General features: G+C 72.5%; 11 protein-coding genes and 2 tRNA genes. 10 read left to right on the top strand and 3 right to left on the bottom strand.

Features of this window, described 5'->3' with window-relative positions; genetic code table 11:
* Positions 1 to 131: 131 nt before the first annotated feature.
* Positions 132 to 530: an STAS domain-containing protein gene (locus ABZ810_RS28850; RefSeq protein WP_358408623.1), complete on the top strand. Its 399-nt coding sequence runs from the start codon at positions 132 to 134 to the stop codon at positions 528 to 530.
* A 43-nt stretch (positions 531 to 573) separates the two neighbouring features.
* On the opposite strand, the gene ABZ810_RS28845 is transcribed toward ABZ810_RS28850, so the two are convergent.
* Positions 574 to 981 (bottom strand): hypothetical protein, encoded by a 408-nt coding sequence (locus ABZ810_RS28845; protein WP_358408621.1) that lies wholly within the window; start codon positions 979 to 981, stop codon positions 574 to 576.
* A 114-nt stretch (positions 982 to 1,095) separates the two neighbouring features.
* Here ABZ810_RS28845 and ABZ810_RS28840 point away from each other — a divergent pair, with 114 nt between their 5' ends.
* From ABZ810_RS28840 to ABZ810_RS28830, 3 genes are all read left to right on the top strand, one after another.
* A complete protein-coding gene (locus ABZ810_RS28840) occupies positions 1,096 to 1,860 on the top strand; it encodes an enoyl-CoA hydratase-related protein (protein ID WP_358408618.1) in 765 nt (254 codons plus the stop codon).
* Positions 1,861 to 1,977: 117 nt separating this feature from the next.
* Positions 1,978 to 3,396, top strand: coding sequence for a hypothetical protein (locus ABZ810_RS28835; RefSeq protein ID WP_358408615.1), 1,419 nt, complete (start codon positions 1,978 to 1,980; stop codon positions 3,394 to 3,396).
* 110 nt (positions 3,397 to 3,506) lie between these two features.
* Positions 3,507 to 3,579, top strand: a tRNA-Leu gene (locus ABZ810_RS28830).
* Positions 3,580 to 3,597: 18 nt separating this feature from the next.
* On the opposite strand, the gene ABZ810_RS28825 is transcribed toward ABZ810_RS28830, so the two are convergent.
* Positions 3,598 to 3,744 (bottom strand): WD40 repeat domain-containing protein, encoded by a 147-nt coding sequence (locus ABZ810_RS28825; protein ID WP_358408612.1) that lies wholly within the window; start codon positions 3,742 to 3,744, stop codon positions 3,598 to 3,600.
* Positions 3,745 to 4,002: 258 nt separating this feature from the next.
* Positions 4,003 to 4,076, bottom strand: a tRNA-Ile gene (locus tag ABZ810_RS28820).
* Between the two features lie 171 nt (positions 4,077 to 4,247).
* Here ABZ810_RS28820 and ABZ810_RS28815 point away from each other — a divergent pair.
* The 6 genes from ABZ810_RS28815 to ABZ810_RS28790 all read left to right on the top strand — a co-directional run bounded on the left by ABZ810_RS28815 (position 4,248) and on the right by ABZ810_RS28790 (position 11,642).
* On the top strand, positions 4,248 to 4,964 hold the full coding sequence (locus ABZ810_RS28815; RefSeq protein ID WP_358408610.1) for an LppX_LprAFG lipoprotein: 717 nt from the start codon (positions 4,248 to 4,250) through the stop codon (positions 4,962 to 4,964).
* A gap of 3 nt (positions 4,965 to 4,967) precedes the next feature.
* The gene (locus tag ABZ810_RS28810) at positions 4,968 to 6,485 is read left to right on the top strand and encodes an MFS transporter (RefSeq protein WP_358408607.1); all 1,518 of its coding nucleotides are present in this window, start codon (positions 4,968 to 4,970) and stop codon (positions 6,483 to 6,485) included.
* Positions 6,486 to 6,566: 81 nt separating this feature from the next.
* Positions 6,567 to 7,577: an alpha/beta hydrolase gene (locus ABZ810_RS28805; RefSeq protein ID WP_358408605.1), complete on the top strand. Its 1,011-nt coding sequence runs from the start codon at positions 6,567 to 6,569 to the stop codon at positions 7,575 to 7,577.
* A gap of 184 nt (positions 7,578 to 7,761) precedes the next feature.
* On the top strand, positions 7,762 to 9,141 hold the full coding sequence (locus ABZ810_RS28800; RefSeq protein ID WP_358408602.1) for a wax ester/triacylglycerol synthase family O-acyltransferase: 1,380 nt from the start codon (positions 7,762 to 7,764) through the stop codon (positions 9,139 to 9,141).
* A gap of 299 nt (positions 9,142 to 9,440) precedes the next feature.
* Positions 9,441 to 10,886 carry a wax ester/triacylglycerol synthase family O-acyltransferase gene (locus ABZ810_RS28795; RefSeq protein WP_358408601.1) on the top strand — a complete coding sequence of 482 codons (1,446 nt, stop codon included), beginning with the start codon at positions 9,441 to 9,443 and terminating at the stop codon, positions 10,884 to 10,886.
* A 141-nt stretch (positions 10,887 to 11,027) separates the two neighbouring features.
* On the top strand, positions 11,028 to 11,642 hold the full coding sequence (locus ABZ810_RS28790) for a hypothetical protein (RefSeq protein WP_358408599.1): 615 nt from the start codon (positions 11,028 to 11,030) through the stop codon (positions 11,640 to 11,642).
* Positions 11,643 to 11,691 lie beyond the last annotated feature (49 nt).

Genomic DNA, 11,691 nt, shown 5'->3' with positions numbered 1-11,691 from the left:
GTCGGTTCGTCGGCGGCCGGCCGCCGACGAACCGCCGCCGGGAACTCCAAGAATCTCGGCTCACACCCTTGGCAACCAAGCGTACTCGCGCGATGCTTTTGTGTTACCAGAGCGCCGATTGCGAGGTCGCCGTGAGAGACACCGTCGTCGACATGGTCGTGGTGGAGGGGTTGCGGCACACCACCGTGCTGCTCACCGGGGAGATGGACCGCATGTCGTCCCCCACCGTGCAGCTGCGGCTCCGCCGCCTCGCCACCACGACGGGCCGCCCGCTGGTCCTGAACCTGAGCGGGGTGTCGTTCTTCGACGCCGAGGGCCTGCGGGCGGTGTCGGCCACGGCGCGGCGCTGCGAGGAGCGCGGGATCGGGCTCGCCGCCGTCGGGGTGCGGCCGTTCGCGGCGAAGATGTTCCACATCCTGCGGCTGCACGAGCGCATCCCGCTGTGCGCCACCGAGACCGAGGCGTTGTGGTGCCTCCTCCCGCCCACCGACGCCGAGCTCGCCGCCTGGCTCGACGGCGAGACCCCGTAGGCGGGATGCTCCGGAGCCGGGGCTCCTCAGATCAGGCGCTCCTTCAGGTGTCGGCCTCCTGACCGGGTTGCTGCACCACCTCGCGCACCACGATCTCGTCGAGCCGGCGCTCGACGATCGCCCCGACCGGCCAGTCGCGCACCAGGATGCGCAGCTCGGCGGCCTCGTGCTCGGCGTACGAGGCGTCGTATCCCTGCTGCTCGAGACTGGACCTGATCGCCTCGACGTAGTCGTCGTCGGAGAAGCCGGGGATCTCCCGGATCATGGCGGTGGTGGTGGCCCGGTGCGAGTTGAGCCCGGCGAAGGCGCGGCCGCAGCCGCAGCCGCCGTCGGGGTCCTGCCGGTCGCTGGCGCAGACGACGCCGATGTGCACCAGCTCCCCCTCGACGCACCAGTCGAAGTCGTTGTGACGGTAGCCCTGGGTGACGTTCGTGGCGGTGAGCAGTTTCAAGGCCCGGCCCCCTTCGTGTCGCGCCCACCGTACGACGCGGGTCCGACATCTCACGGCGAATCACGGAATCCCCTGGTCGTGCGTGATCCATCGGCCTGACGTAGCGTCGTGGTCATGAACGATGTCCTGGTCCGGACCGACGGCGCCGTCACGACGATCACGATGAACCGGCCGCGGCGCCGCAACGCGCTGTCGCGGGACTTCCTGCTCCAGCTCACCGAGGCGTTCCGCGCGGCGGGGCGCACGGACGCGCTGGGCATCGTGCTCGCCGCCAACGGCCCGGTGTTCTCGGCCGGGCACGACTTCGCCGACATGGCGGGCGCCTCCCACGAGGACGCGCGCGACCTGCTCCAGACGTGCACGGAGCTGATGCGCACGATCCAGTCGGTGCCGCAGGTCGTGGTCGCCCAGGTGCACGGGCTCGCCACCGCCGCGGGCTGCCAGCTCGCCGTCACCTGCGACCTGGTGGTGGCGGGCGACGAGGCGGGCTTCGCGGCGCCGGGCGGCAAGGGCGGCTGGTTCTGCCACACCCCGATGGTCGCGATCTCGCACAACGTCGGGCGCAAGCGCGCCGTGGAGATGGCGCTCACCGGCGACGTGGTGGACGCGCGCACGGCGTACGAGTGGGGCATGGTCAACCGCGTGGTCCCGGCGGCCGGCCTGGAGAAGGCCACCCGCGAGCTGCTCGACCGCGCCACCCAGGGCAGCCCGCGCAGCAAGGCGCTCGGCAAGCAGGCGATGTACGCGATGCTCGACCGCACCGAGGCCGACGCCTACACCTACGCGATCGAGGTCATGGCGGCCGCCAGCCAGACACCGGAGGCCCAGGAGGGGATGGCCTCGTTCCTGGAGAAGCGCCGCCCCGAATGGCCCGCCTGAGGCCCGGCGCCCCGGCGCGCATCCGGGTCATCGCCGTGACGGACGGACGACGGGAAGCACCCACGGTGATCGTTCGATAACGTGGAGTGGAACGGCCGGCGGCGGAATCGGGGGAACGTGTCGACCAGCCATCGTCCCGTGCTCGTCCTCGCCCTCGTGGCCCTGGCCTACGCGGCGGCCCAGCTGATCGTCGGCGTGGCGCGCGTCCCGCTGGACCTCGACGAGGCCGTCTATCTCAGCCAGTTCTCGCCGCGCGTCCCGGCGATCCCCTACGCGGCGCACCGCTCCCCCGGCGAGGCGCTGGCCGCCGCCCCCGTGGTCCCGTTCACCTCCTCGGTCACGGTCATCCGCGTCTACTTCGCGGCGCTCTCCGCCCTCCTGCTCTTCCTGGCCTTCCTCCCCTGGCTGAAGGTCCTGCGCGGCATGGCCGCCCCGCTGGCCGCGGCGCTCTTCGCGTTCACCTGGCCGGCCCTGCGCTTCGGCGGCGCCGTGCTCCCCAACCAGCTGGTCGCGATCGGCGCCGTCGCCGCCGTGGGCCTCCTGGTCCGCGACAGCCGCCTGGGCCTCGCCCTCGTCGTCGCCGCGCTGACCCTGCTGCGGCCGACCGACGCCGTCACCATCGCCCTGGTGCTGCTGGTCGCCGCGCTCGTCCTGCGCCGCACCAGGACCGCGGCCTCGATCTGCCTCGGCCTGGCCGCCGGGGGCCTGTGGTGGGTCATCGAGGCGTACGCCCGGTTCGGCGGCCCCGCCACCCGGCTGCGGGCCATCTCCTCGGTCAACCAGACCGAGGGCCTGCACTTCGAGCTGTTGCGCTACTGGGCGACCGTCAGCGGCGGCAAGGAGACCTGTCTCCCGTCGACCGCCGGCTGCGGCCCCATCTCCCCTGCGGCGGTCCTCTGGTGGGCGGGAGGGGCGGCCCTGGTCGTCCTGGGCCTGGTCATGACCCGCCACCGCCGGCCGGTGGCGCTCTGCGCCATCACCGCCGCGTTCTCCGGGGCCGCCTACCTCGTGCTCTCCGACTGGGCGGTGCCCCGCTACCTCCTGCCGGTGTTCGCCCTGCTGTCCGTGCCCGCCGCCGAGGGCCTGATGGCGCTCGTCCGCTCCGGCCGTCCGGCGGTACGGGTCCTGGCGTGGGCGGCGGCGTTCGCGGCGTTCCTGCACGTGGACTTCCAGCTGGTGATGGCCAAGCGGGCCGCCGACCAGGCGACCGCCGCGCTGACCCCCGCGGTCCGGGCGGCCGGGGCCCTACGCCGCGACGGCGTCGACGGCCACTGCGCGGTCATCGGCCGGTACGCCCCGCAGATCGCCTTCGACCGCGCCTGCCATGCCGCCGACATGCGCGACGGCGTCCCGCCCCGCGACGCGCACAACGACCTCACGACCGCCAACGTCGAACGCCTCCGCCGCCGGGGCCTGCGCGTCGTCATCGCCGCGTCCCCGGCCGACGTCCGGTCCGGCGCCCCGGTCGCCGCCTGGCGGGAGCTGCCGGTCCCCGGCTCCCCGGACCTGCGCCTCTACCTCTCGCCGGGCCGCTGACGGCCGCCGCGCGTCCAACCATCGATTCCCGGCATTTGGACTCCGACCGGCGTGGGCACGGTTGTCCACAGGGGTCGTGGTCAGGAGAGACCGGGACATACGATCTCCTCACCCTCGTAGCCCAACGGCAGAGGCGGACCATTTAAAACGGTCTTGTTGTCGGTTCGAATCCGATCGAGGGTACGAGGCGCCGCCCCGGCGTCAGGGCACGTTCCAGAGCCTGACCGTGCCGTCGGTGGAGGTGCTGGCGAGCAGCCCGCCGTCGGGGCTGAAGTCGACCCCGCTGATGATCGACGTCGGCCGGTGGCCGGAGTACACGACGGCCGGGTCGCGGTCGCCACGTCCCACAGCCGTGTGGTGCCGTCCAGGGCGCTCCTGCCGGCCGGCGTCCCGCCGTCCCGGCTGAACGCCACCGAGCCGATGGCCTTCCGGTGGCCTTCCGGTGGCCTTCCGGTGGCCTTCAAGGTACGGACCTTGCGGGCCGAGGCCACGTCCCAGAGCGTGATCTCGGTGCGTTCGCCCCACGCCACCCGCTGTTGGTCAGGGTCACGGCTCGTGACAGCAGGGCCCCGAGGGAGCGCAGGGTGAAGCGGTACCGCGGTTGCGTAGGGCGGGCGGGACTCGAACCCGCGACCCAGGGATTATGAGTCCCCTGCTCTGACCAGCTGAGCTACCGCCCCAGGGCGGGCCCGTGGACCGCTGTGACCAGGTGTGGGGCGCGCCGCGGGCCATGATAGCGGCGCGGTCTTTCCCGGGGCCACCGCGTAAACCCCCATCCGACTCAGGGAGGGCCGCGATGTCATACCCGGGCGCGAGTGACGGGGATGGTGACCGGTCGGTAGGGTCCGCCTATGTCCAGAATCCCCGGCCGGCTCGCCGCTCTCATGATGGCCCTCTGCGCGCTGACGGCTGTCACCGCGTGTTCGGGCGGAGACGACAAGCCCGGCGACACGCCCGCCGCGAACCAGCCCGACGGCAGCCCGACGCTCCAGCAGGCCTCGACCGCGATGGCCGGGCTCAAGAGCGTGGCGTTCACGCTGGCCACCGAGGACAAGCCGCCGATCATGGTCAAGAGCGGCGACATCAAGCTGCTCAAGAGCGGTGACGCCGAGGGGACGCTGCAGATCACCCAGTCCGGGCAGTCGGTCGAGATGAAGATCGTCGCGGTGGGCGACAGCATCTACATCAAGGGCGTGACCGGGGGCTGGCGCAAGGTTCCGAAGACGATGGCGGCGGCGCTGTACGACCCGTCGGCGGTGCTGGACCCCAACCGCGGGATCTCCAAGCTGCTGACGACGGTCGCCGGCCCCAAGGTCGAGGGCACCGAGAAGATCAACGGCAAGGACGCCGACCGGGTGCGGGGCACGCTGCCCAAGGACACGCTGGGCGGGCTGATCCCCGGCATCACCTCCGACATCCAGGGCCAGGTCTGGATCAACAAGGCCGACCACCGGCTGGTCCGGGTCAAGGCCGAGATCCCGCCCGTGGCGAGCGGCGGCGACAAGGGCTCGGTGATCATCAACTTCACCGAGTTCGACGCGCCCTACACCTTCAAGGCGCCCCAGTAAGCCATGGCCGACCGCCGGATCGCCATCGGCGTCGGCGGCGCGGTCGTGCTGCTGGCCGCGCTGGACGCCTACGTCATCACCACCATCCTGGTCACCGTCGTCCAGGACCTCGGCATCCCGATCAACCGGCTGGAGCGGATCACGCCGGTGCTGACCGGGTTCCTGCTCGGCTACGTGGCGGCGATGCCGCTGCTCGGCCAGTTGTCGGACCGGTTCGGCCGGCGCGCGGTGCTCCAGGTCTGCCTGCTGTTCTTCGCGGTCGGCTCGGCGATCACCGCGTTCGCGCACGGGGTGCCGCTGCTGACCACCGGCCGGGTGGTCCAGGGCATCGCCGGCGGCGCGCTGCTGCCGGTGACGATGGCGCTGGCCGGTGATCTCTGGGAGGAGCGCAAACGCCCGGTGGTGCTCGGCACCGTGGGCGCCGCGCAGGAGCTCGGCAGCGTGCTCGGCCCGCTGTACGGGGTGGCCGTCGCGGCCGCGTTCGACGACTGGCGCTGGATCTTCTGGATCAACCTGCCGCTCACCGCGGTCGCGATGGTCGCGATCCATTTCACCGTGCCCGGCGGCGGGCGCGAGCGGGCGGCGGAGCGGCCCGGCGTGGACGTGGTCGGCGGCGTCCTGCTGGCGCTCGGGCTGGGGTTGCTGGTCGGCGGGCTCTACAACCCCGAGCCCGAGGAGTCGGCGCTGCCGCCGTGGGGCCTCCCCGCGGTCGGCGCCGGCGTGGTGGTGCTGGTGTTGTTCGTGCTCTGGGAGGCGCGGGCCAGGACCAGGCTGCTCGACCTCACCGGGGTCCGGCGCGGGCCGCTGTTCGCGACGCTCGGCGTGAGCCTGCTGTCGGGCGCGGCGCTGATGGTCACGCTGGTGGACGTGGTCCTCGTCGCCCAGACGCTGCTGGAGAAGGACTCGGTCGACGGCGCGCTCATGCTGACCCGGTTCCTGGTCGCGCTGCCGGTGGCGGCGGTCGCGGGCGGTTTCGTGGCGCGTCGCGTCGGCGACCGCCGGCCGATGGTCGCGGGGATGGCGGTCTCCGCCGTGGGCTTCCTGCTGATCTCGGGCTGGCCGGCCGATCTGGAGAACGCCTCGTACGGCCCGATCCCCCGGATGGACGCCGACCTGATCGTGACCGGCCTCGGCCTCGGCCTGGTCATCGCGCCGGTGTCGTCGGCGGTGCTGCGTTTCGTGCCCGCCGCGCAGCACGGCGTCGCCTCGGCGGCCGTGGTGGTGGCGCGGATGATGGGCATGCTGCTGGGGATCTCGGCGCTGTCCGCCTGGGGTTTCTACCGCTTCCGGTCGCTGACGGCCGACCTGCAGATGCCGCTGCCGTTCGACGAGGGCTTCAAGGAGAAGCTCGCCGCGTACCAGGAGGCTCTGAAGGAGGCGCTGCGGACCCAGTACCAGGAGATGTTCTGGGTGACGGCGGCGCTGTGCGTGATCGGCGCCCTGCTGGCCCTCATGGTCACGTCTCGCGAGGAGGCGTCCGGAACGCCGGATTCCAGTCAGGAAGAACTCTTGACACACTGATCGTCCCGATGCGAAGTTGACCAACTGACCGCTTGGTCATGTCCGTACCCGTGCACCGGGACGGCATCGGGGAGGCCTCGCATGGACCTGACGATCGAGTCGCGCCCGGGAACGACCGTCCGTTCCAAGCTGGCCGCGCACGGCCTGCGCATGACGGTGCGGCCGTTCCTGGCGGTGTGGCCGCTGAGCCCGCGCGGGCTGCGCCCGGCGTTCGCGATCGACCTCGCCGCGCCGGTGGCGCTGCCCGCACCGCGCTGGGCCGAGGTGGAGCGGGTCAGGTTCCGCGACTTCCAGGCCGAGTGGGTACGCGGGCCCGAGAGCGCCGTCGACAGGGTGGTCCTGTACTTCCACGGCGGCGGGTTCTTCTCCTGCGGGCTGCGCACCCACCGGCGCATGATCGCCCGGATCGCGTCGGCGTCCGGCGCCCCCGTTCTCTCGGTGGCCTACCGTCAGCTCCCGGCCGCGCCGCTCACGGTCTCGGTGGCCGACTGCGTGCACGCGTACCGCTTCCTGCTGGAGAAGGGGTACGACCCGGAGCGCATCGTGGTCGCGGGCGACTCGGCGGGCGGGTTCCTGGCGTTCGCCGCCATCCAGCAGGCCCTCAAGGAGGGGCTGCCGGCGCCCGCCGGCATCGTGGCGATGGCGCCGCTGACCGACCTCGACCACACCACCAAGGTCTCGCACGCGAACGCCAGGCTCGACGCCTACCTGCCCGCGCGGCGGGTGGAACGGCTGGCCGGGCTGCTCACCGAGGGCGCGGTGCCGCTCGACCCGATGGTCTCGCCGGTCAACGGTGACCTCACCGGCCTGCCGCCGGTGCTGATCCAGGTCGGCTCGACCGAGATGTTGCGCCCGGACGCCGAGCTGATGGCCGACCGGCTGAACGCGGCGGGCGTGCCGTGCAGGCTCCAGGTCTGGGAGGGCCAGGTCCACGTGTTCCAGGTCTTCGCCGACCTGGTGCCGGAGGGGCTGGCCGCGCTGCACGAGGTCGGCGCGTTCATCCGCGAGCGCACCACGCCGAAGGTCGGGCGGATCACCGGGCGCCGGCCGCGTCCCCGCCCGCGCCGCCGGGCCAGGAACGTCGCCGCCTGACAGCACCGCCGGGACAGCACCGCCGGGACGGCACCGCCGGACGTCCGGCCGGCACATCCGACACGCCCGGCCTGGCACGCGCCGCTCCAGGTCGTCCACTAATTGGCGGTCTGTCCGGTTGGGCGGGGCATCGGGGGGAAGCCTGTGACGACCACCCCCTGCACGACGACGAGACGGACCTGCCATGGAGCGGCTGAGCGGACTGGACGCCGGATTCTTCTTCGCCGAGTCGGAGAACACCCCCCTGCACATCGCGTCGGTGACGGTCTTCGAGGGACCGGCGCCCACGTACGGGGAGGTGGTCCGGGCGGTGATCGCCAAGCTGCCGAAAGTGCCGCGATACCGCCAGCGCGTGCGTGCCGTGCCGCTGCACCTCGGGCGCCCCGTCTGGGTCGACGACCCGCACTTCAACATCCTCTACCACGTGCGCCACACCGCGGTCCCCAAGCCCGGCGGGCCGGAGGAGCTGCGCAACCTCGCCGGCCGGGTGTTGTCGCAGCGCCTCGACACCGCCAAGCCCCTGTGGGAGATCTGGCTGGTCGAGGGACTGGAGGACGGCCGCTGGGCGCTCATCACCAAGGTGCACCACTGCGTGGTGGACGGCGTCGGCGGCGTCGACCTCATGACCACGCTGTTCGACATCTCCCCCGACACCGGCCCGCCGGAGGCGACCGGCATCCCCGAGCCCGAACGGCAGCCGTCCTCCCTCGAACTGCTCGCCGACACCGCGCGCACCGCGGTCGCCGAGCCCGCCCGGCAGGTGGCCGCGCTGCCGGGAGCGGCGCGGCGGCTGCTGAGCACGAGCACGCTGCGCCGCGTCGGCATCGACGTGCCCGCGACGATCGGGCGGCTGGCCCGGTCGACCACCGGTTCGCTGAACGGCACGGTCGGCCCGCACCGGCGCTGGATGTGGATCCACGCCGACCTCGACGAGATCCGTACCGTGCGCAAGGCGTTCGGCGGGACCGTCAACGACGTCGTCCTGACGGCGGTCACGGCGGGCTTCCGCGAGCTGCTCGACGCGCGCGGCGAGCTGGAGGAGGGCACGCGGGTGCGCACGCTCGTGCCGGTGTCGGTGCGCGCGCGGAGCGAGCGCGGCGAGCTCGCCAACAAGGTCTCCGGCGTGCTGGTCAACCTGCCGGTGGGCGAGGGGGACCCGCGCCGGCGGCTCTTCGAGATCCGCAACCAGATGAACGAGGTCAAGCGCACGCACGAGGCGGCTGGCGGCGAGGCGCTCGCCCTGCTCGCCGGGTTCGCGCCGACGCTGATGGCGCTGGGGTCCCGGTACGCGCTCAGCCACAGCCAGCCGATCATGCAGACCGTGGTGACCAACGTGCCCGGCCCGCCGTTCCCGCTGTACGTGCTGGGGCGCAGGCTCGTCGGGCTCTACCCGTTCGTGCCGCTCGCGCTGGGCATGCGGGTCGGCATCGCGCTCTTCTCGTACGAGGGGCGGCTCACGTTCGGGCTCACCGGCGACTTCGACGGGATGCCCGACCTGAACGTGCTGGCCGACGGCATCCGCGCGGGGTTCGACGACCTCGTCAAGCTCGCCGGCGACGGCTGAACCCAAACCTCGCAGAGGACCATTGTCCGCATGTGGTCGCTCATCCCGGGCCACGCCATGCACAACCACCGCGTTCTTCACTCGGCCGACACACGTCCTGGTTAGCGTGACGTGCCGACTTCGGGCACCGAATCCGGCATTACCCGACAGTAGTCCGTACCCAGGTGACAACTGTCAGGTCGAGTCAGTGCATTTGTCAGAGATCGCCCCACGGGTGTTGGGTTGGACCGCCGCCACCGACCCCGAGTGACGCCCTTCCCCCGACCCGGTGGCAGAGAGACGGTGAGGCCGTGCAACGGATGAGCGGACTGGACGCCAGCTTCTACCTCCTGGAGGACGAGAACACTCCCCTGCACGTGGCATCGGTGATCGTGTTCGAGGGCCCGGTGCCGAAGTACGGCGACCTGATCAGGGCGATCGTCGCCAAGCTCCCGCTCGTTCCGCGGTACCGGCAGCGGGTGCGCCCGGTGCCCCTGCATCTCGGCCGGCCGGTCTGGGCCGACGACGCGCACTTCCAGGTGCTCTACCACGTCCGCCACACCGCGCTCCCCGCCCCCGGCACCGACGAGCAGCTGCGCAACCTCGCCGGCCGCGTCCTCGCGCAGCGCCTGGACCCCGACAAGCCGCTGTGGGAGATCTGGCTCGTCGAGGGCCTCACCGACGGCCGCTGGGCGATGATCGCCAAGGTGCACCACTGCATGGTCGACGGCGTCGCCGGGATGGACCTGGCCACCGTCCTGTTCGACCTGGAGCCCGACTACGAGCCGCCGGGCGAGCCCGATCCCTGGGAGGCCGCGCCCGGGCCGTCGGCCCTGGAGCTGCTGCGCGACTCGGCGCAGCGCGCGGTGACCCAGCCGATCCGCCAGACCCGCGACGTGGCGCGCAGCCTCGGCATCCCGCGCGTGGTCGGCCTCGACAACGTGATCCGCGTGCTGGACGGCGGCCTCGGCTCGCTGACCGCCTCCGGCCCCGGCCGCGACGTGCGCGACTTCGCCCTCGGCCTGACCCGCGCCACCGCGCGGTTCGTCCACCCGTCGGCCGGGTCGCTCAACGGGCCGATCGGCCCGCACCGGCGCTGGTGCTGGCAGCAGGCGCCGCTGGACGACGTCAAGACCATCCGCAGGGCGCTCGGCGGCACGATCAACGACATCGTGCTGGCCACCGTCACCGCCGGTTACCGCGACCTGCTCAACGCGCGCGGCGAGCTCACCCACGACACGTGCGTGCGGTCGGCGGTGCCGGTCTCGGTCCGCGCCACCGACGAGCAGGGCGTGCTCAACAACCGGGTGGCGGCGGTGTTCGTCAACCTGCCGGTCGGCGTCGACGACCCGCTCGAACGGCTGCGCCGCATCCGCGAGCAGACCGACGACGTCAAGGGCAGCAACCAGGCCGCCGGCACCAAGGCGCTGACCCGCCTGACCGACACCGCCGTGGCGCCCGCGCTGCTCTCGCTGGCCGCGCGGCTGCCGGTACGGCTGCGCCAGGACCTGGTGCAGACGGTCACGACCAACGTGCCCGGCCCCAACTTCCCGCTGTACATGCTGGGCCGCCGCGTGCTGGAGCTGCATCCGTACGTCCCCCTCACCGGCGGCATCCGGGTCGCGACGGCGATCGTGTCCTACTGCGGGCGGCTGCATTTCGGCATCACCGGCGACTTCGACGCGATGCCCGATCTGGACATGCTCGGTAAGGGCGTCGAGGGCGGCTTCGGCGAGCTCCTCGAAGAGGCCGTCAAGCGCCGCTAGGTCCAGAACCGCCGGTCGGCCACCGGGCGGAGGGCAGAAATCGGGGCCGGGTCTGTGCCCGTCATGCGAATCGGGAATATCCTGGTGAAAGATGGCTAAATGCCTCTTACCGGGAGTTTGCTCCCCGGGGAGGTGACGAGGATGGGCAGACCCGGCGCCGGTCAGCGGTGCTCGCCCGCCAGGAGGTTGTGGCGGCGGCTGGGGCTGGAGCACAACGAGCTCCGCCGCCGGATCGACCGCGTCCAGCGGCGTACCGCCCTCGCGCTCCTCGCCCTCTTCCTGCTCGCCGCGCCGCCGTTCGCCCTGTGGTGCGCGTCCTGGTCGTACGACGCGGGCACCCGGGCCGAACGCGCCGAGCACGCCGACCGCGCCCGGGTGACGGCGACCGTCCTGTCGACCGGCGGGGTCGGCACCACCGGCGACCGCTACGTCCACGAGACGGTGCAGGCCCGGTGGACGGGCCCGGACCGCAGGCCGCACACCGGGGCGCTGCCCAGCTGGAAGGGCGCGAAGGCCGGCGACACCAGGGCCATCTGGGTCGACCGGGCGGGCGAGGTCTCGATGCGGCCGCGGCCGCACAGCCGGACGGTCACCGACGCCGCGTACGCCGCGTTCGCCGCGTTCGCCGCGGGCGGCGTCCCGATACTGGGCGTGTACGCGCTGTTCCGGCACCGGTTCGACCGGATCAGGGACGCCGAGTGGGAGGCCGGCTGGGCGCGGATGGACACCGACGCCGGCCACAACCGCCCTTCCTGACGACCGCCCTTCCTGACGACCGCCATTCCCGGCGACGGACCTTCCTGAC

The sequence above is a fragment of the Spirillospora sp. NPDC047279 genome (genome assembly GCF_040643285.1).
GTDB lineage: Bacteria > Actinomycetota > Actinomycetes > Streptosporangiales > Streptosporangiaceae > Spirillospora.
This window is presented reverse-complemented; position numbering and strand designations above follow the sequence as displayed.

Bases quoted from the DNA above. Each gene is read 5' to 3' on its own strand.
- ABZ810_RS28840 (WP_358408618.1), top strand. From the start codon at position 1,096: ATGAACGATGTCCTGGTCCGGACCGACGGCGCCGTCACGACGATCACG.
- ABZ810_RS28815 (WP_358408610.1), top strand. From the start codon at position 4,248: ATGTCCAGAATCCCCGGCCGGCTCGCCGCTCTCATGATGGCCCTCTGC.
- ABZ810_RS28810 (WP_358408607.1), top strand. From the start codon at position 4,968: ATGGCCGACCGCCGGATCGCCATCGGCGTCGGCGGCGCGGTCGTGCTG.
- ABZ810_RS28805 (WP_358408605.1), top strand. From the start codon at position 6,567: ATGGACCTGACGATCGAGTCGCGCCCGGGAACGACCGTCCGTTCCAAG.
- ABZ810_RS28800 (WP_358408602.1), top strand. From the start codon at position 7,762: ATGGAGCGGCTGAGCGGACTGGACGCCGGATTCTTCTTCGCCGAGTCG.
- ABZ810_RS28795 (WP_358408601.1), top strand. From the start codon at position 9,441: ATGAGCGGACTGGACGCCAGCTTCTACCTCCTGGAGGACGAGAACACT.
- ABZ810_RS28790 (WP_358408599.1), top strand. From the start codon at position 11,028: ATGGGCAGACCCGGCGCCGGTCAGCGGTGCTCGCCCGCCAGGAGGTTG.